Below are 18,727 nucleotides of genomic sequence, written 5' to 3'. Positions count from 1 at the left end.
TCAGCCAGTAAATCGACACGAGATGAAGGTGCGAAACATTGATTCGTCGACATGTCCGGAGTGGCGTCGCGAACCGCCGCCGCGGTGCGCGCGCCGCGGCCTTCGTAGCCGCCACAGCGGTGCTCGCCGGTCTGGTGTCCGGCGTCGGCGTGACCTCCGCGTCCGCTGACCCGATCATCGACAGCAAGAAGCTGCTGGCCGATCCCGTTGCCCCGGACGGGTCGAAGATCACCAAGGCCGAGATGAAGGACGGCCGGAACATCCGGCTCTACGTCTACTCCGCGGCCATGGACGCCACCTACCCGGTCGACGTGCAGCGCCCCGCCGACGCCTCGGTGCCGCGCCCGGTGCTGTACCTGCTCAACGGCGCGGGCGGCGGTCAGGACGACGCCTCCTGGGTGAAGAAGACCAATATCGTCAACGGCTTCCTCGCCGACAAAGACGTGAACGTCATTCAGCCCATCGGCGGTAAGTGGAGCTACTACACCGACTGGCAGAACGACGACCCGACGCTGGGCCGCAACAAGTGGACGACGTTCTTCACCGAGGAACTGCCGCCGCTGATCGAGGGCGCGCTCGGCACCAACGGCGTCAACGCCGTGGCCGGCATCTCCACCTCCGGCACCACCGTGCTGCAGCTGCCCGAGGTCAAGCCGGGCCTGTTCAAGGCCGCTGCCGCCTACTCCGGTTGCGCGCAGTTCGCCGATCCGGTCGGCCGTGAGTTCATGCGCCTCACCGTCGAGACCTGGGGCGGCGGCAAGCTGGAGAACATGTACGGCGAGGAGAACTCGCCCGAGTGGGCCGCGCACGATCCGGTCGTGAACGCCGAAAAGCTGCGTGGCACCGAGCTTTACATCTCCACCGGCAACGGGCTGCCCGGCCAGTACGACACCCTCAACGGTCAGTACGCGCTGCCCGGCGCCTACGGCCTGGCCAACCAGCTGATCATCGGCGGGGCCATCGAGGCGGGCACCAACTACTGCACCGCCAACCTGAAGTCGAAGCTGGATTCGCTGGGCATTCCCGCGACGTACAACTTCCGCTCCGGCGGCACCCACTCGTGGGGTTACTGGAACGACGAGTTCATGAACTCGTGGCCGGTGCTGGCCCGCGGGCTCGGGCTGTAGCGCCCGCACTGTAGAAGCAAGACACGCCCCCGACCGCAAAGCGGTCGGGGGCGTGGTCGTTGGTGGAGGAAAGGGGCGATTCTCGGGGCGTGGTTGTGGTCGTCGATGGGGAAGAAGGCGAGGCGTCCCGGGGCGTGGTCGTTGTGGGAAAGAGTGCGCGGCTCCCGGGGCGTGGTCGTTGTGAGGGAAGAGTGCGCGGCTCCCGGGGCGTGGTCGTTGTGAGGGAAGAGTGCGCGGCTCCCGGGGCGTGAGGCGGCGGTTGCCGGGAGCGTCGAGTGTGCGGGGGTGCTTGTTGCTGCTGGGGTTTCAGGTTGGTGCGCGGGAGCGGCGGGCGGATCAGGGGTCGGCGGTTCGCGGTGAGCTTCATACCGACTGATCGGATTGTGAAGGTTGTGTGGGTCCGGCGGTTTCGTTTCGGGGGGAGGGGCTGAACAAAAAGTTCGGTTAGCCTTAAACTATTGTTGTGACTACCTTGGCAGAACCCCGCGGCAGGTTTCAGCGCGCTAGAGCGGCTTCGGTTCTGCTCGGGCCGGCCTTCGTCGCCGCTATCGCGTATGTGGATCCGGGCAATGTCGCCTCGAATATCAGCGCGGGGGCGCAGTTCGGGTATCTGCTGGTCTGGGTCATCGTCATGGCCAATGTGATGGCGGGGCTCGTGCAGTTCCTGTCGGCCAAGCTGGGGCTGGTGACGGGCATGTCGCTACCCGAGGCGGTGCGGGACAAGGCGAGCCGGCCGATGCGGCTGGCGTACTGGGGGCAGGCCGAAACCGTCGCCATGGCAACGGATCTCGCCGAAGTGGTGGGCGGGGCCATCGCGCTGAATCTGCTGTTCGGGCTGCCTTTGCTGCTCGGCGGCGTGATCACCGGCGTGGTGTCGCTGTTCCTGCTGATGATCCAGAACCATCGCGGGCAGAAGCCGTTCGAACGGGTCATCGTCGGACTGCTCGGCATCATCGCCATCGGATTCCTGGCGTCCGTGTTCATCTCGCCGCCCTCGGTGTCCGGCACCATCGGCGGGCTGGTGCCGCGCTTCGACGGCACCGAGAGCGTGCTGCTGGCCGCCGCCATGATCGGCGCGACCGTCATGCCGCACGCCGTCTACCTGCACTCCGGGCTGGCTCGCGACCGGCACGGCAGCCCGGAACCGGGACCGGCGCGCGCCCGGCTGCTGAAGATCACCCGCTACGACGTCGGGCTGGCCATGCTGCTGGCCGGCACGGTGAACCTGGCCATGCTGCTGATGGCGGCGAATACGCTGCGCGGGCGCGAGGATGTGGATTCGCTGGAATCCGCGCACGCCGCGGTGACCGATGTGCTCGGCCCGGCGGCCGGGCTGCTGCTCGCGGTCGGCCTGCTCGCCTCCGGCCTGGCCTCCACCTCGGTCGGCGCGTACGCGGGGGCCATGATCATGCAGGGCCTGCTGCACCGGCACATTCCGCTGCTGTTCCGGCGGCTCATCACGCTGATCCCGGCGCTGGTGGTGCTGGCCGCAGGCATCGATCCCACACGGGCGCTGATCATTTCGCAGGTGGTGCTGTCCTTCGGCATCCCGTTCGCGCTGATTCCGCTGGTGCGCTTCACCAGTGACCGCGCGCTCATGGGCAATGACGTGAACCACCGCGTCACCACCGGGCTGGCGTGGCTGGTCGCGGCCATCATCAGCGTGCTCAATGTCGCGCTGATCTACCTGACCGTGACCGGGAAGTGATTGCGCCGCACAGACTCTGAGAGAACCGGCGCAGGGGGCCGGTGCTCTCCGCGTACGACGAACGGGTCCGCTCCGATGGGGGCGGGCCCGTTCCGTTTCCGACCGGGGGCCTCGAGGTGAAGACGGGGGGTTATGCGGTGAAGACGGGCTTGCGTTTTTGGAGCATGGCCGCGGCGCCCTCGGCGAAATCGGGGTGGCGCAGGAGTTCCGCCTGGCCGTCGGCCTCGGCGGCGAGGACGCCGTCGAGGGCGGTGAGGGTGGCGAGGTTGAGGGCGCGCTTGGTGAGTTCGAGCGCGCGCCGCGGGCCATCGGCGATCTTGGCCGCGGCCGCTTCGACTTTCGCGTCGAGTTCCTCGGGCGTGTACACGCCGGCGATCAGGCCGTGCTCGACCGCCTTGGTCACGGGCAGGCGATCGCCCAGCAACGCCATTTCGGCGGCCAGTGGACGACCCGCCGCCGCGGCCACCAGGGCCGCTGCGCCGCCATCGGGCATCAGGCCGATATTGATGAAGGCCAGCAGCAGATACGCCTCGTCGGACGCGTAGGTGAGATCCGCGGCGAGCGCGAACGCCACGCCCACCCCGGCCGCCGCGCCGCGCACCCGGGCGATCACCGGAATGGGCGCCTCCACCACCGCTTTGATCATGCGATTGGCGCACGCCATGGTCATCTCGGGCGTGATGCCGCGCTCGGCCTCACCCGGACTCGCCGCCAGGTCAGCGCCGGTGCAGAAGTCCCCGCCCGCGCCGGTCAGCACAATTACCCGCACATCCGGGTTGGCCGCGGCCGCGAGCACGGTATCGCCGAGCGCCCACATGGTGTCGTAATCGATGGCATTCTTACGCCGGGGGTTGGTGATGGTGATCCGGAGCACCCGGCCGTCCTGAATCGCGGTGTAGCCCGGCGTGGTCGCGGTATTGCTCATGGCTGCTCCCGGTGAATGCGCGGCGACAATGCCACGAATGTGTTCAACTGTGCGAATTGTGGTTAACTTAGGGGGATTCGTCCGGCACTGTCAACAGCCGGTGCCGCTCGGAGAAGGAGAAACCGCATGGTCGTCGATCGCAGCGAGGCCGCACTCGCTTCGGTGCGATCCGACAGCCCGGCGGGGCGATCGGACAGCGAACCCGGCCCGCGCCGACGGCCCAAGAACCGCAAGGCGCAAATCGTCAGGGTAGCCGCTCGAGCCTTCGCCGAGCGGGGATATCACCCGGTCGGCGTGGACGAGATCGCCGCCGAGGTCGGCATTTCCGGGCCCGCGCTGTACCGGCACTTCCGCAATAAGTACGCGCTGCTGGTGGCCGCCGCCGAAGGGGGCGCGCAGCAGCTGCTGGACGCCGCCAAGAACGCCGACGATCCGAACCTGGAACCGGAACCGCGACTCACCACGCTGATCCGCGGCATTGCCGAGTACACGGTGGACGTGCGCCGCGAGGGCGGGCTGTACCGGTGGGAGCGGCGATACCTGGAACGCGAGGACCGGGCCCGCATCCGGGTGATCTACGCCGAACTGCACGAGACCGTCGCCGCGGCCATCGCCGCGCTGTACCCGGACGCCGATCCGGCCGATGTCATGTTGCGCGCGGCCGCGGTGCTCAGCGCCATCGGCTCCATCACCGCGCACCGGACCGCGCTGTCCACCACCCGGCTGCTGAATCTGATCGACGAGATCTGCTGGGATCTGCTGCGCACCGAGCTGCCGCCCGCCCCGCCGCCGGCCACCGGCGAACCCGATCTGCGTGGGCTGCCGGTCATTTCGAAACGCGAACAGCTGCTCACCGAGGCGATCCGGATCTTCGGGCGGCAGGGCTACCACGAGGCCAGCATCGAGGAGATCGGCGCGGCGGCGGGCATCAACGCCTCCAGCGTGTACCGGTACTTCAGCAGCAAGGCCGATCTGCTGGCGGCGGCGTTCCATCGCACGGGGGAGCGGGTGGCCATCGCCAATGCCGAGGCGCTCGCGGAATCCACCAGCCGGTCCGACGCGGCCGTGCACATTGCCGCCCGGTTCGCGCGCATGACCTTCGCCATGCCCGAGATCCTGCCGGTGTACTTCTCCGAATTCTCGAATCTGCCCGCCTCCGAACAGCATCGGCTGCGCTCCATCCAGCGGCAGAACGTCCTGGAATGGGCGAACCTGCTGGACGGCGACCAGGTGGAGGCACGGTTCCGGGTGCACGCCGCCATCGCGCAGGTCATCGATGTCGGCCGCCGCATCCGCTTCGACGGCCGCCGGGAGAACCTGGCCCGGGTGGCGGCGCTGATGAACGCGGTGCTGCTCGGCGCGCACGCCGAGCGCGCGGGGGACTAGCTCACCGCCAGACCCGGTGCCGCATCCGGAACAGCGCCCGCGCCATCCGGAGCCGGCGGGGGTTGTTGTCGAAACTGCTGAACACCGGATCGCGATAGCGGCCGTCCGAAATGGCCTGGGCGCGAGCGAATTCCCGCAGCATGCGCGGATCGCGGATGCGGCCGGGTCCGGACACGCCGTACACGGGCGTGGCATTGACGGTCACCAGTTCGGTGCGCAACTGCTGGGCGAACTCGGGCACGCTGCGCACATCGCGGGTGAAAACCGCTACCGGAGCGGGCTTCTCGCCGATTCGTTCGACGGCATTGACGCGCTCGGCGGCCTCGTCCATATCCGCCACCCGGCTCACGATCAGCACCGGGCCGGTCGGTTCGCCGGTCACGGCGGTGCTCACATCGGGCACATCGGTCAGCACGATCGGCTCGATATACGGCTCGCGAATCGATTCCAGGCTGCCGACCACGGCCCGCCCGCCCCGGCTCAGCGCATCGCGAACCTGGCGGCGGACCACGTCGATGCTGGTATCCAGGGTCATCGGACCGTAGGTGGCGCGCCGGTCCGCGCCCGGGCGCAGGCGGCGGGCCTGCTCGGCGACCAGCGCCAGGAACGGTTCGTAGACCGAATCGGCGACATAGACGCGATGCACCCCGGCCGGCTGCTGCCCGGCATGGGCCATCGCACCGTAGACGGCGGCCGCGGCGGCGGTGTCGAGCCGCGCGTCCACCTGCACCACCATGGCCCCGCGCACGCTCTGTTCCAGGGTCACCGGGGTGCCGGCCTGCGCGCACAGCGCCGTCACCTCCCGGGCCCCGGCGGCCGATCCGCTGTAGGAGATCCGGTCCACCCGGGTCTTGCAGAGCGCCGCCGCGGTCGAGCTGTCGCCGGTGACCACCTGCAGCACAGGCTGATTCGGCGACAACCGGGTCCAGGCGTCGGCCAGCCAGACGCCGACGCCGGGGGTCAGCTCACTCGGTTTGAACACCACCGCGTTCCCCGCGGCCATGGCGCCGGCGATCGAATTCATCGGGGTGAGAACGGGATTGTGCCAGGGGCCGAGCACGCCGACCACGCCCAGCGGCAGATATCCGATGGCCCCCTGCGGATTCCGGGCGAACCGCGGCGTGCGCGGCGACCGCTGCAGAACGCGCTCGGCGCGCCGGGCCGCCCAATCCAGCTGTTCCACAGCCAGAGTCACCTCGATGGCGGCGTCCATGCGGGGTTTGCCGGTCTCGCTGCTGATCAGCTCCACCAGTTCCCGGGTGCCGCGCGCGATGCTGCGCTTCCAGTCCAGCAGCCAGCGTTTGCGGGCATCGAAACCGATTGTGGCCCACCATTGTTGGGCGGTGCGCGCGGAGCGCACGGTGCGGGTCAGTTCGCCCGCTCCCATCACCGCGTAATCGCCGACGGTTTCGCCGGTGCGCGGGTCGTAGGACGTCAAAACCTTGGGCCGGTGCGCGCCGCTGTGCGCCGCCGTTCGTCGCTGTGCTGACTCGGCCATGGGTCACCTCTCCAGGGCCAATCCGAATGTCTCCCCGTCCCGCCAGAGTAGGGTCCGGGTCACAGATGCGACAAGGTAGCGAAAATCTGGCATACCGCCCGGTCTGGCCCTGGATCTGCGGCTATTCACCTACCTATCGGTTTGTGACGAAGCACACATCTGAAACGAAGCCTATTCAGAGAAGGGCCGCCCCGGAACTGCCACGCCGGTAACATCACCGACGGTGGAGTGGATCATCCCGGCGGGGATGTGGGGATCCACCGACCGGGGCGTTGAGATCGCCCGCACAGCCGATAGTGGAGAGTTGATGCCGACCTTGGAACAACCGGATACGCAACCAGCGGAAACGCTGACTTCGAAGGGCGATCCGGCGGTGTACGTCGAAGACATCCGCAAGTCGTTCGGAGACGTGCACGCCCTGCAAGGGGTCAGCTTCACCGCCGCCCGCGGCCAGGTGCTCGGCATCCTCGGCCCCAATGGCGCGGGCAAGACCACCACGGTCAAGATCCTCTCCACGCTGCTGCGCCCCGACTCCGGCATCGCCCGCGTCGCCGGGCACGATGTGCGCACCGATGCCCCCGCCGTGCGCCGCTCCATCATGATGACCGGGCAGTACGCGGCCCTCGACGAAAACCTCTCGGGCCGCGAGAACCTGGAACTGTTCGGCCGCCTGATGGGCCTGCCCCGCAAGGCCGCCCGCCAGCGCGCCGACACCCTGCTCGAGGAATTCGACCTCACCAGCGCGGGCCGCCGCCCGGTGCGCGGTTACTCCGGCGGCATGCGCCGCCGCGTCGACATCGCCTGCGGTCTGGTGGTGCGCCCCGAGGTGGTGTTCCTCGACGAACCCACCACCGGCCTCGACCCGCGCAGCCGCCAGGGCGTGTGGGACCTGGTCAACGCGCTCAAGACCCAGGGCATCACGGTCCTGCTGACCACGCAGTACCTCGAAGAGGCCGACGTGCTCAGCGACAACATCATCGTCATCGACAAGGGCACCGTCATCGCCGAAGGCACCGCGGACGCCCTCAAGGAGAAAACCGGCGGCAGCTACTGCGAGGTGGTGCCGCTCGATCCCAGCCAGGTGCGCACCGCCGCCGACGCGCTCGGCGATCTCGTCCCCGACGCGGTGCGCGCCGAGATCGGCACCGGCGACCGGCTCTCCATCCCGGCTCCCGACGGCGCGGTCACCCTGTCCGAGGCGCTGCGCCGGCTCGACAGCGCCGGGGTCAAGCTCGCCGACATCGGGCTGCGGCGGCCCTCGCTCGACGACGTATTCCTTTCCCTCACCGGGCATTCCGGCAGCAAGGAAGGCGAAGCGTGAGCGCCCCCGCCGTCGCCGGCGGCACCGATCTCTTCGCCGGCCTGCCCGCCGCCAAGCCCTCGAGCTTCGCGCAGTGGCGGGCGCTGACCGGGCGCATCGTCTGGGTGATGGCGACCAAGGGCGAGCTCATCGTCGCGGTCATCACCCCGCTGGTGTTCACGCTCGGCTTCTATCTGCCGCTGAAGTACGTCATGGCGTTCAAGGGCGTGAACTACGCGCAGTTCGTCATGCCCATCATCGTGCTGCAGACCATGTCCTTCACCATGATGTCGAACGCGCAGCTGTCGGCATTCGAAGCGATGACCGGGCTCAACACCCGCATGCAGACCATGCCCATCGGGAAACTGGTGCCGCTCATGTCGCGGCTCAGCGCGGGCCTGGTGCGGTCGGTCGTCTCGCTCATCGCCGCGCTCGGCTGGGGGCACCTGATCGGATTCCGCTTCCACGCCGGCTGGGGACAGGCCATCCTGTTCTGCGGGTTCGCGCTGGTCGTCGGTACCGCGCTGTCCATCGGCGCGGATGCTCTGGGGTCGATCACCAAGAGCCCGGAATCGCTGAGCCAGGCGCTCACCCTGCCGACGCTCATCTTCGGCATGCTCTCCTGCGGGTTCGTGCCGGAATCCGGTTTCCCCGCGTGGATCCGGCCGTTCGTGCGTAATCAGCCCATCTCCCAGTTGTCCTATGCCATGCGCGATATGGCGGCGGACGGGGTGACGTGGGCGGTGTTCTGGGTGCCGCTGTTGTGGATCGTCGGCTTCGTCGTCGTGTTCACCCCGGTGGCCGTGTGGGCGAGTGTGAGGCGGTCATGACGGTTATCGACGCGGAGCCGAAGGAGACGGCCGCGAACGCGTGGGCGGGGCACGAGCCGCTGCCCGAGGTCGAGCAGCGGTCCGAACGCGCGCTCACGGTGTGGATCGAGCAGACCGGAATCCAGTGCAAGCGTTTGCTGCTCGGCTGGGCCCGCGATCCCGCGACCACCATCCAGTCGCTGGTCTACCCGGCCCTCACCCTGCTCATGTTCCGGATCGTGCTCGGCGACTCCATTACTTCGGTCACCGGCGTGCCCAGCGTCTACGGCACCGTGCCGATGATCATGCTGGTCGCCGCCATGTCCGGTTCGGTGATCAGCGCGCTCGGTTTCAAGACCGAGAAGGCGACCGGACTGCTCGGCCGCTTCCACACCATGCCGATCCATCGTGCCGCCGGGCTCACCGGGCGGCTGCTGGCCGAGGGCATCCGGGTGCTGATCACCTCGCTGTGCGTGGTGGCCGTCGGCCTCGTGCTGGGCTTCCGGTTCTGGTACGGGCCTTGGGCTTCCATCGCCATGTTCGGGATTCCGGTGCTGTTCGGCATGGCGTTCGCGGTGATGATCACGGCGCTGGCCACCTTCTCCGAGGGCATCCTGCTGGTGTCGATGGTCGGGCTGGTCACCAACCTGCTGATGTTCTTCAACTCCGGATTCGTGCCGGTGTACGCGTATCCGACGTGGCTGCAGAAGACCGTCGAGAACCAGCCCATGAGTACGGCCATCGACGCCATGCGCGGGCTGGCCTACGACGGGCCGATTCTGACGCCGCTGGTCAAGACGCTGGCGTGGACGCTCGGCATCATCGTGGTGTTCGCGTACCCGGCGGTGCGCGGGTACCGGCGGGCGGCCGAGACCGGGGCCTGAGCCCCGGCTCGACCGTGTGGGTCTAATTGGCGTCCTGGATCTTTCGCACGGCGTCGACGAAGAACCGTTCGGCCCGCTCGCGGTCGAGGGGGCCGGACATCGACGCCACCCGCACCGCGACCGTGGTGTCGCGCAGGGTGGCCCAGCCCATGTACGCGGTGCTGGTGATGGGCTCGGTCACCCCGGGCGCGGTCGAGGAACTGTCCGACAGGTAGACCAGGGTGTCGACGCCCTTCAGGTCGCCGGGGGCGGGCAGATCCGCCAGCTCGATCTTGGTGTCGATCTTGTCGCCGTCGATGACATTGCTGCCCGTCAGGTGCTTGCACCTGTCGTTGTTCGCGGCGAGCTGCTTCAGATCCGCGACGCGGCTCGCCACGAACTCGACGTAGACGGTCGCGTCGGCGGACGCGGCGGCCACCGACGAATCCTGCAGCGCCTGCTCGGTCAGCTTGGCCGCGTCGATCTGGGTGCCGCGGCAGGACTCCGGGGTGATGACGGCATCCGATTGCAGGCTCGCCACATCCGAGGCGGCGGCGCGCAGTTTGTCGGCGGGGATATCCAGATGTTTCGTGCCCGCCGGGAATTCGCCGGCGGCGAGTAGTAGCTGTTCGCGCGGAGTGGCCGGGGTGCCGGTGGAAGCCGGGGAAGCGCCGTCGCCACAGCCTGTGATCAGCAGACAGGCGAGCACCGGCAGGGACGTCGCGAGCAGTCGAGGATTCACTGCGACAGCATGCCATCGGGTTGCCCTTCGGACGCTGTACGGATCGCCCGGTTTGTCGACGCTGACCGATCCTGAAGCAAGATGTGGCGCGCATCACGTTATGGTGGCGGCATGGCTTACCTGGTTACCGGGGCAACCGGGTTCATCGGTCGGTTCCTGCTTCCCGAACTGCTGAAACGCGACGGGGACATCCATGTGCTGGTGCGCCCCGGCGAGGATTCGGTGCTGCGATTCAACCGGTGCATGCACGCCTGGGACGCGCGCGATCGGATCAAAGCGGTGCGGGGTGATCTGACCGCGCCGGGGCTCGGCATCGATCCGGGATGGGTTGCGGCGCAGCGGGGTTCCATCGACCACGTGTTCCATCTGGCCGGGGGATTCGACTCGGTCGCGCCCGGCGGCGGCACCCGGCGGGTGGTCGATTTCGCGGCGGCGGTGGAAGCCGGGCAATTGCACCATGTTTCGACGGTGCAGGTCGCCGGGTCGTGGGAGGGGCTGTTCACCGAGAACATGTTCGAGGTCGGGCAGGTGCTGGCCACGCCCTATCAGCGGGCCATGCTGAAGGCAGAGCAGGCGGTGCGGGAGCAGGCGGCGGTGCCGTGGCGGATCTACCGGCCGGGCATCGTCATCGGGCATTCCCGGACCGGGGAGATCGATCGGATCGAAGGGCCGTACTACTTCTTCCGGTTGCTGCGCATGGCCGCGCAATTGCCGCGCATCCTGCCCGTCGTCGCGCCCCGGCTCGGTGAGACCAATATGGTGCCGGTCGATTTCGTGGCCCGGGCGCTGGATCACATCGCACATCAGCCGCACGGCGAGGACACCACCTATCACCTGGTCGATCCGCGCCGGCAGAGCGTCGCCGACGTGTTCAACCTCTTCGCCGACGAGGCCGGGGCCCCGCATCTGGTCGAGGTCATGCCCAAACAGGCGCTGGACATGACCCTGCGGGTGCCCGGCATGGGCTGGGCGCTGCGGCAGGTCGGGGTGCCGACGGAGGTCATCGAGCACAGCGAGCTGAGCTGTTCCTTCGATTGCGGTCACGCCGAGGCCGCGCTGGCGGGCACCGATATCAAGGTGCCGCCGCTGGCCGGCTACGCACCGGTCATCTGGAAGTACTGGATCGAGAACTGGGTCTAGGAATGCTCCGGCAGCTCGTCGGCCAGGCGTTCGGCGAGGTCGCGGGGATCGCCGAAATCCCAATCCACCCAGCGGTTCCGGTTGGTCCAGCCCACCAGGTCGTAGCGCCAGCGGAACGGCCAGGTGGTGGCCACGGTCATGAACAGCGCGGCCCCGAGCGCGGTGTAGTCGTCGTGCGCCGACAGCAGTGCCCGCTGCTGGCGCGGCGGCCGGGTGAAGAAGGCGTCGAACATGGCGATGGACTGCGGGGTGGTCAGCCGTCCCAGCCCGTACACGCCGCGCATCCGCATCCAATAGACCAGCCGTGCCTGCCAGGGCCACAGCGCCTGGATCGGATCCTCGCCACGCAGCACGGCATCCACCGCCACATCGGCCAGCGCCAGCGAATCCGCCACGCAGTACCCCGTGATCGGGTGCATCATGCCGCCCCGGGACCCGAACGGAATCACCTGCCCCCGACCGGCTTTCGGCGGCACCCAATCCAGCGGATAGTGCGCCGCCTCGGTCGGCTCGTCGCCGCGCAACCGAATCCCGTGCGCCTTCAACCGATTCAGCGTCCGCCGCCGCAACTCGTGCTGCGGCATCCCGCCCCGGAGCCCGAGACTCGTCTCCTCGAAGATCACCGTGCCGTCCCCCAGCGGCACCGAATACAGGAACGACGGCGGCTCATCCTTCCCCGCCCCGTTCTCGTCCCGCCAATCCAGCAGCAGCCCTTCCCCTTCCGAGACCATGGGCGCCGCCACCTCTTCGTCCACGAAGATCCCGTGCGCACTGGCCAGCCGCCGCTTCCCCGGCGTGTGCTGCCCCCGCGTATCGATCACCGTCGCCGCCCTGATCTCGCTGCCGTCCGACAACTCCACCCGATGCGGTTGCACGATCCGAGCCCGCCCCGCGATCACCGTCGCATCGTCCAACGGCAAGGCATCGAACAACCCCTGCTTGGACAGCACGCAATAGGCCCGGGGAATCCGGTGCGCCGAGTCGGTCCACACCGTGGGCTCGCCGATCCGGCTCCCGATCGCGCTGCCCGGCAACCACTCCGGCAGTTCATCCACCCAGCACGAATACGTAGGCCCCCACGGCCGTTCGGGCCGCGGATCCACGGCCACCACCCGTAATCCCGCCACCATCGCGCGATGCGCCACCGCCCGCCCCGTAGGCCCGAGCCCCACCACACAAACGTCGGCCGCCCCGCCGACCTCCCGGCCACTCATACCCGCATTCAAACAGCCCACCCCGCCCCGAACCAGACCGCATCCCGCCAATCCGAGGCGGCGCGCTCCCCGGTCGATGTCTGCGAATTCCGGGCAATCGACAAGTGCGGGGGAGTCGAGGGCGGCAAGTCCGTTGGGCGGCAGCGGACTTGCCGGGGGCGCTACTTGGGGGTGATCCAGGTGGTGATGTCGGCGTGGACCACCTCGAGGCCGGACTTGTCGTAGATGGAGACGGGGACGATGAGGTCCTGGCCTTCGGTGATCTTGTCGAAGTCGGGGAGTTCGGGGAGTTTGGCTACCGCGCGGAGGCCGGAGTTGGCCTTGGCCAGGTATTGGACGTTCATGGCCTTGGGGATCCAGCGGTGGGTGCCGGGGACGGTGGCTTCGGAGAGCATGCCCATGGCGACCTCGGCCAGGTTGCAGGCGGCGATGGCGTGGAAGGTGCCCAGGTGGTTGTGGATGCCGAACCATTTGGGGGCGGTGACCTCGCAGAGGCCGGGTTCGAGGCGGACAACGCTGGGGAGCACGGTGCCGAAGTAGGGGACGCGCGCGACCATGCCGAGCGAGAAAAGGGTGTGGCCGATGCGGTTGTCGGGGAGCTTCTTCCAGCCGCGGTAGGTGGCGGTGTCTTTGGTCATGTCCGGTATCTTACTTGGGAGTAAGTTCTTGGGTAGGTCGCGGTCGCGCCAATCGCGGGTGAAATGTGAACTATGACCGATTCGCTGACCGATCCGGAATCGCCGGGCCGTTGCTAGCTTGAGCCGCCGTGTCGCGGGACGCGGCTGGTCCCGGCGCCAGCTCACCGGTCGGTTGGGGATGGGAGTTCTCGAAATCATGCGCATTCGTACCGTGGTCGCGGCGCTGGGCATCGCGCTCGGAGCGACGGTGGCCGGAGCCGGTTCCGCTTCGGCGATTCAGCCGATCATCAATCCGGGCAACGGCGTCTACGCCGGGGTCTCGCTCACCGAGAGTGAGACGGTCGCGTTGAACAATTCGCCGATCCCGGTCGTGCTCGACCGGATCGTGGGCGATCGCGCCCTGTTCCGGTTCAGCAGTGAGACGCATCAGCCTTACACCGACTACGAGATGTACCTTCCGGTCAGTGACGTGATTCGCGACGCCGCCGGGCGTGGCGGCCTGTTCGCGATCGTCTGGGTGGATCCCGCGTGGAACGCCGGCTACCCCTTCCGGGTCATCGAAGTGGTGTAGTCCGAATCTCTCGGAAGGCAAGGCCGGTGCGGAACTTTCCGCACCGGCCTTCACATTTCGGACACGGTGTGACCAGCGCCATCGCCCATGGAAGTGGGGGAGGGGGCGATTTGAGATCGCCCCGGACCTCGAGGCATACTATTCGGGTTGCCCACACCGGGTTGCGTCTTTTCCGTTGGATCAGCGCAGGTGACAGGCAAGCAAGACCGAATTTTGCACCCCGCCTGAAAGCGGTGTGGGTGCGTCCGGGACACTGTTCCGAGGCTCAAGAGATTTGCTCAGGGCTGAGGAATGTGCGGCGGAGCGACACGCCCGACCGCGTGGACCGGATGAACCATGACAGATGAACAGCGGCGATGGACGGGCCCCAGGGGCCGGTCGTGTGTGTTGTGGCTGATGCGTCTTCGTGTGTTCGGGCTGTGCAAATGAGGGTGGTTCGAGAGTGAAAGCTCTTGGATCACAACGTAAGCGGAGAAAAGGACACTCAGCGTGGCGGGACAGAAGATCCGCATCAGGCTCAAGGCCTACGACCATGAGGCGATCGACGCGTCTGCGCGCAAGATCGTCGAGACGGTGACCCGTACCGGCGCCCGTGTGGTCGGCCCGGTGCCGTTGCCCACCGAGAAGAACATCTACTGCGTCATCCGTTCGCCGCACAAGTACAAGGACTCGCGCGAGCACTTCGAGATGCGCACGCACAAGCGGCTTATCGACATCCTCGACCCGACGCCGAAGACGGTTGACGCTCTCATGCGCATCGACCTGCCGGCCAGCGTCGACGTCAACATTCAGTGACGGGGACTTCGAATATGACTGACAACAAGAGCCGTCCGGCCGCGGGCATCCTGGGCACCAAGCTCGGCATGACCCAGGTCTTCGACGAGAAGAACCGCGTCGTTCCCGTGACCGTCGTCAAGGCGGGCCCGAACGTCGTTACCCAGATCCGCACCGTTGAGCGCGACGGCTACTCCGCCGTCCAGGTCGCCTTCGGCGCCATCGACCCGCGCAAGGTGAACAAGCCGGTCTCCGGCCAGTTCTCCAAGGCCGGTGTCACTCCTCGCCGCCACATCGCCGAGCTCCGCGTCGCTGACGCCTCGGCCTTCGAGGTCGGCCAGGAAATCAACGCCGACGCCTTCGAAGAGGGCAGCTACGTCGACGTGACCGGCACCTCCAAGGGCAAGGGCTTCGCGGGCACCATGAAGCGCCACGGCTTCCGTGGCCAGGGCGCCTCGCACGGTGCGCAGGCCGTGCACCGTCGTCCGGGTTCCATCGGCGGTTGCTCCACCCCGGGTCGCGTGTTCAAGGGCATGCGCATGTCCGGCCGGATGGGTAACGACCGCGTCACCACGCAGAACCTCTCGGTCCACAAGGTGGATGCCGAGAACGGCCTGCTGCTGATCAAGGGCGCGATCCCGGGCCGCACCGGCGGCGTCGTGATCGTCAAGAGTGCAGTGAAGGGTGGTGCCCGGGCATGAGCACCGAGACCAAGACCAACCTGACCCTCACGGTCAAGGCCGCCGGCGGCAAGACCGAGGGCACCGTCGAGCTCCCCGCGGAGATCTTCGACGTGACCGCGAACATCGCGCTGATGCACCAGGTCGTCGTGGCCCAGCAGGCCGCGGCTCGCCAGGGCACGCACGCCACCAAGACCCGCGGCATGGTCCGCGGCGGTGGCAAGAAGCCGTACCGCCAGAAGGGCACCGGCCGTGCGCGCCAGGGTTCGACCCGTGCGCCGCAGTTCGCCGGCGGTGGCACCGTCCACGGCCCGCAGCCGCGCGACTACACCCAGCGCCTGCCCAAGAAGATGAAGGTCGCCGCGCTGCGTGGCGCCCTGTCGGATCGCGCCCGCAACGAGCGCATCCACGTCATCACCGAACTGGTCTCGGGTCAGACCCCGTCGACCAAGGCCGCCAAGAGCTTCCTGGCTGAGCTTTCGACCCGCAAGCAGCTCCTGGTTGTGGTGGGCCGCGAGGACGTCACCACGTGGAAGTCCGTGGCGAACCTGCAGAACGTGCACCCGATCGCTCCCGATCAGCTGAACACCTACGACGTGCTGAAGGCCGACGAGGTCATCTTCAGCGTCGAGGCGCTCAACGCCTTCGTGCACGGCCCTGCCGAAGCTGCACAGGAGGAGAGCAAGTGACCACCATCGCCGACCCCCGCGACATCCTGCTCGCGCCGGTGATCTCCGAGAAGTCCTACGGACTGATCGAAGAAGGCACCTACACCTTCATCGTGCACCCGGACTCGAACAAGACGCAGATCAAGATTGCCGTCGAGAAGGTTTTCGGCGTCAAGGTGACCTCCGTCAACACCGCCAACCGTCAGGGCAAGCGCAAGCGGACCCGCTTCGGTTACGGCACGCGCAAGAGCACCAAGCGCGCGCTCGTGACCATCTCGGCCGACAGCAAGCCCATCGAGATCTTCGGAGGCCCGGTCGCGTAAGCGGCGGGGACTTCAGAAAGTAGAGAAGAACTCATGGCAATCCGTAAATACAAGCCGACTACCCCGGGTCGCCGCGGTGCCTCGGTCTCGGACTTCGCCGAGATCACCCGCTCGACTCCCGAGAAGTCGCTGCTGCGTCCGCTCACCAAGACCGGTGGCCGTAACGCTCAGGGCCGCATCACCACTCGTCACAAGGGTGGCGGCCACAAGCGTGCCTACCGTCTGATCGACTTCCGTCGTTTGGACAAGGACGGCATCCCGGCCAAGGTCGCGCACATCGAGTACGACCCGAACCGCACCGCGAACATCGCGCTGCTGCACTTCGCGGACGGCGAGAAGCGCTACATCATCGCGCCCAAGGGCATCGCCCAGGGCACGAAGATCGAGTCCGGCCCCGGCGCCGACATCAAGCCCGGCAACAACCTGCCGCTGCGCTCGATCCCGACCGGTACCACGGTGCACGCCGTGGAGCTGCGTCCGGGTGGCGGCGCCAAGCTGGCTCGTGCCGCGGGCATGTCCATCCAGCTGCTGGGTAAGGAAGGCGCCTACGCCGTCCTGCGTATGCCCTCCGGCGAAATCCGTCGCGTCGACGTGCGTTGCCGCGCCACCATCGGCGAGGTCGGCAATGCCGAGCAGTCGAACATCAACTGGGGCAAGGCCGGCCGTATGCGGTGGAAGGGCGTTCGCCCGACCGTCCGTGGTGTCGTCATGAACCCGGTCGACCACCCGCACGGTGGTGGTGAAGGCAAGACCTCCGGTGGTCGCCACCCGGTCTCGCCGTGGGGCAAGCCGGAAGGCCGCACCCGTAAGCCCAACCGCCCGAGCGACAAGCTCATCGTCCGCCGCCGCGGCAAGAAGCGTTAAGGAGGAGGTTAGACATGCCACGCAGCCTGAAGAAGGGCCCGTTCGTCGACGAACACCTCCTCAAGAAGGTGGACGTCCAGAACGAGAAGAACACGAAGCAGGTCATCAAGACCTGGTCGCGTCGTTCGACCATCATCCCGGATTTCATCGGCCACACGTTCTCGGTCCACGACGGCCGCAAGCACGTGCCGGTGTTCGTGTCCGAGAACATGGTTGGACACAAGCTCGGTGAGTTCGCGCCGACTCGTACGTTCAAGAGCCACGTCAAGGAAGATCGGAAGAGCAAGCGGCGATGAGCACTGAAACTCAGAACCTGACCGCGCGCGCGACCGCCAAGCACGTTCGCGTGACGCCGATGAAGGCGCGCCGTGTCGTGGACCTGGTCCGCGGCCGCTCCGTCCAGGACGCGTTGAACATCCTGAAGTTCGCGCCGCAGGCCGCGAGCGAGCCGGTTGCGAAGGTCGTCGCCTCGGCGGCCGCCAACGCCGAGAACAACCTCGGCCTCAACCCGGCCACCCTGGTGATCTCGACGGCTTTCGTCGACGAGGGCGCCACCATGAAGCGTTTCCAGCCGCGTGCCCAGGGCCGTGCGTTCCGGATCCGCAAGCGCACCAGCCACATCACCATCGAGGTCGAGAGCGTGCCCACCGCCGGCGCCACTCGTAGCCGCCGGAAGGGAGGGGCAAAGTAAATGGGACAGAAGATCAATCCCCATGGCTTCCGCCTCGGTATCACCACCGACTGGAAGTCGCGTTGGTACGCGGACAAGCAGTACGCGGACTACGTGAAGGAAGACGTCGCGATCCGCAAGCTCCTCGCCACCGGCATGGAGCGGGCCGGCATCTCGAAGGTCGAGATCGAGCGCACCCGTGACCGCGTGCGGGTGGACATCCACACCGCGCGTCCGGGCATCGTGATCGGCCGTCGTGGCGCCGAGGCCGACCGCATCCGCGCCGAGCTGGAGAAGCTCACCAAGAAGCAGGTGCAGCTGAACATCCTCGAGGTCAAGAACCCCGAGTCGGATGCGCAGCTCGTCGCTCAGGGTGTGGCCGAGCAGCTGTCGAACCGTGTGGCGTTCCGTCGCGCGATGCGCAAGGCCATCCAGTCGGCCATGCGTTCGCCGAACGTCAAGGGCATCCGGGTGCAGTGCTCCGGCCGTCTCGGCGGTGCGGAAATGTCGCGCTCGGAGTTCTACCGCGAAGGTCGCGTGCCGCTGCACACCCTGCGTGCGGACATCGACTACGGCCTGTACGAGGCCAAGACCACCTTCGGCCGTATCGGCGTGAAGGTTTGGATCTACAAGGGTGACATCGTCGGTGGCAAGCGTGAGGTCACCGCGACCGCCGCTCCGTCGGGCGATCGTCGCGAGCGTCGTGAGCGGCCGAGCCGCCCGCGTCGTTCCGGTGCCCAGGGCACCACGGCTACCAGCACTGAGGCCGGCCGCGCCGCGACTGCCGTCGCGGACGCTCCGGCGGAAACGACCCAGGAGGGCTGACC

Annotated in this window: 21 protein-coding genes; 16 read left to right on the top strand and 5 right to left on the bottom strand. The window is 67.7% G+C overall.

Annotated features, from left to right (window positions below; translation table 11 throughout):
* Positions 1-134 precede the first annotated feature (134 nt).
* Both LTV02_RS27470 and LTV02_RS27465 read left to right on the top strand, forming a co-directional pair.
* Entirely contained in the window at positions 135-1,127 is a 993-nt protein-coding gene (locus LTV02_RS27470) for an alpha/beta hydrolase (protein WP_067712490.1), read from the top strand.
* 463 nt (positions 1,128-1,590) lie between these two features.
* The gene (locus LTV02_RS27465; protein ID WP_233034724.1) at positions 1,591-2,835 is read left to right on the top strand and encodes an Nramp family divalent metal transporter; all 1,245 of its coding nucleotides are present in this window, start codon (positions 1,591-1,593) and stop codon (positions 2,833-2,835) included.
* 130 nt (positions 2,836-2,965) lie between these two features.
* Here LTV02_RS27465 and LTV02_RS27460 read toward each other — a convergent pair whose 3' ends face one another.
* Complete coding sequence (locus LTV02_RS27460) at positions 2,966-3,760, bottom strand: enoyl-CoA hydratase-related protein (protein WP_233034723.1); 795 nt, start codon at positions 3,758-3,760, stop codon at positions 2,966-2,968.
* Between the two features lie 126 nt (positions 3,761-3,886).
* Between LTV02_RS27460 and LTV02_RS27455 the strand changes: the two genes are divergently transcribed.
* Positions 3,887-5,146, top strand: a complete 1,260-nt coding sequence (locus LTV02_RS27455; protein WP_233034721.1) for a TetR/AcrR family transcriptional regulator — start codon at positions 3,887-3,889, stop codon at positions 5,144-5,146.
* A gap of 1 nt (position 5,147) precedes the next feature.
* Here the strand turns inward: LTV02_RS27455 and LTV02_RS27450 are convergent, their stop codons facing one another.
* Positions 5,148-6,644: an aldehyde dehydrogenase family protein gene (locus tag LTV02_RS27450; RefSeq protein WP_233034719.1), complete on the bottom strand. Its 1,497-nt coding sequence runs from the start codon at positions 6,642-6,644 to the stop codon at positions 5,148-5,150.
* A 307-nt stretch (positions 6,645-6,951) separates the two neighbouring features.
* Between LTV02_RS27450 and LTV02_RS27445 the strand changes: the two genes are divergently transcribed.
* From LTV02_RS27445 to LTV02_RS27435, 3 genes are read left to right on the top strand one after another with little or no spacing between them, the layout of a single operon-like run.
* Positions 6,952-7,965 (top strand): ATP-binding cassette domain-containing protein, encoded by a 1,014-nt coding sequence (locus LTV02_RS27445; RefSeq protein WP_233034717.1) that lies wholly within the window; start codon positions 6,952-6,954, stop codon positions 7,963-7,965.
* Positions 7,962-8,774 (top strand): ABC transporter permease, encoded by an 813-nt coding sequence (locus tag LTV02_RS27440; RefSeq protein ID WP_233034715.1) that lies wholly within the window; start codon positions 7,962-7,964, stop codon positions 8,772-8,774. The genes LTV02_RS27445 and LTV02_RS27440 overlap by 4 nt, the downstream gene beginning before the upstream one ends.
* The gene (locus LTV02_RS27435; protein WP_067712198.1) at positions 8,771-9,637 is read left to right on the top strand and encodes an ABC transporter permease; all 867 of its coding nucleotides are present in this window, start codon (positions 8,771-8,773) and stop codon (positions 9,635-9,637) included. The genes LTV02_RS27440 and LTV02_RS27435 overlap by 4 nt, the downstream gene beginning before the upstream one ends.
* Positions 9,638-9,659: 22 nt before the next feature.
* Here the strand turns inward: LTV02_RS27435 and LTV02_RS27430 are convergent, their stop codons facing one another.
* Positions 9,660-10,358, bottom strand: a complete 699-nt coding sequence (locus LTV02_RS27430) for a hypothetical protein (RefSeq protein ID WP_233034713.1) — start codon at positions 10,356-10,358, stop codon at positions 9,660-9,662.
* 111 nt (positions 10,359-10,469) lie between these two features.
* Here LTV02_RS27430 and LTV02_RS27425 point away from each other — a divergent pair, with 111 nt between their 5' ends.
* Positions 10,470-11,498, top strand: a complete 1,029-nt coding sequence (locus LTV02_RS27425; RefSeq protein ID WP_233034712.1) for an SDR family oxidoreductase — start codon at positions 10,470-10,472, stop codon at positions 11,496-11,498.
* Here LTV02_RS27425 and LTV02_RS27420 read toward each other — a convergent pair.
* Positions 11,495-12,712 (bottom strand): lycopene cyclase family protein, encoded by a 1,218-nt coding sequence (locus tag LTV02_RS27420; RefSeq protein WP_233034711.1) that lies wholly within the window; start codon positions 12,710-12,712, stop codon positions 11,495-11,497. The genes LTV02_RS27425 and LTV02_RS27420 overlap by 4 nt on opposite strands.
* Positions 12,713-12,873: 161 nt before the next feature.
* The gene (locus LTV02_RS27415; protein WP_233034710.1) at positions 12,874-13,350 is read right to left on the bottom strand and encodes a hotdog fold domain-containing protein; all 477 of its coding nucleotides are present in this window, start codon (positions 13,348-13,350) and stop codon (positions 12,874-12,876) included.
* A 196-nt stretch (positions 13,351-13,546) separates the two neighbouring features.
* Here LTV02_RS27415 and LTV02_RS27410 point away from each other — a divergent pair, with 196 nt between their 5' ends.
* The 9 genes from LTV02_RS27410 to rpsC all read left to right on the top strand — a co-directional run bounded on the left by LTV02_RS27410 (position 13,547) and on the right by rpsC (position 18,725).
* Entirely contained in the window at positions 13,547-13,921 is a 375-nt protein-coding gene (locus LTV02_RS27410) for a hypothetical protein (protein ID WP_233034709.1), read from the top strand.
* Between the two features lie 489 nt (positions 13,922-14,410).
* Positions 14,411-14,716, top strand: coding sequence for a 30S ribosomal protein S10 (rpsJ, locus tag LTV02_RS27405; RefSeq protein ID WP_040804197.1), 306 nt, complete (start codon positions 14,411-14,413; stop codon positions 14,714-14,716).
* A 14-nt stretch (positions 14,717-14,730) separates the two neighbouring features.
* On the top strand, positions 14,731-15,396 hold the full coding sequence (gene rplC, locus LTV02_RS27400; RefSeq protein WP_067712173.1) for a 50S ribosomal protein L3: 666 nt from the start codon (positions 14,731-14,733) through the stop codon (positions 15,394-15,396).
* Positions 15,393-16,064: a 50S ribosomal protein L4 gene (gene rplD / locus LTV02_RS27395; RefSeq protein ID WP_067712171.1), complete on the top strand. Its 672-nt coding sequence runs from the start codon at positions 15,393-15,395 to the stop codon at positions 16,062-16,064. Before rplC ends, rplD begins: the two co-directional genes overlap by 4 nt.
* The gene (rplW, locus tag LTV02_RS27390; RefSeq protein WP_067712168.1) at positions 16,061-16,366 is read left to right on the top strand and encodes a 50S ribosomal protein L23; all 306 of its coding nucleotides are present in this window, start codon (positions 16,061-16,063) and stop codon (positions 16,364-16,366) included. Before rplD ends, rplW begins: the two co-directional genes overlap by 4 nt.
* 33 nt (positions 16,367-16,399) lie before the next feature.
* Positions 16,400-17,230, top strand: coding sequence for a 50S ribosomal protein L2 (rplB, locus tag LTV02_RS27385; protein ID WP_067712165.1), 831 nt, complete (start codon positions 16,400-16,402; stop codon positions 17,228-17,230).
* A 14-nt stretch (positions 17,231-17,244) separates the two neighbouring features.
* The gene (gene rpsS, locus LTV02_RS27380) at positions 17,245-17,526 is read left to right on the top strand and encodes a 30S ribosomal protein S19 (RefSeq protein ID WP_067712162.1); all 282 of its coding nucleotides are present in this window, start codon (positions 17,245-17,247) and stop codon (positions 17,524-17,526) included.
* Positions 17,523-17,921: a 50S ribosomal protein L22 gene (rplV, locus tag LTV02_RS27375; protein WP_067712156.1), complete on the top strand. Its 399-nt coding sequence runs from the start codon at positions 17,523-17,525 to the stop codon at positions 17,919-17,921. The genes rpsS and rplV overlap by 4 nt, the downstream gene beginning before the upstream one ends.
* Entirely contained in the window at positions 17,922-18,725 is an 804-nt protein-coding gene (gene rpsC / locus LTV02_RS27370; RefSeq protein WP_067712152.1) for a 30S ribosomal protein S3, read from the top strand. It abuts the gene before it with no gap.
* Positions 18,726-18,727 lie beyond the last annotated feature (2 nt).

The sequence above is a fragment of the Nocardia yamanashiensis genome (genome assembly GCF_021183565.1).
In the GTDB taxonomy this organism is placed as follows: domain Bacteria; phylum Actinomycetota; class Actinomycetes; order Mycobacteriales; family Mycobacteriaceae; genus Nocardia; species Nocardia yamanashiensis.
This window is presented reverse-complemented; position numbering and strand designations above follow the sequence as displayed.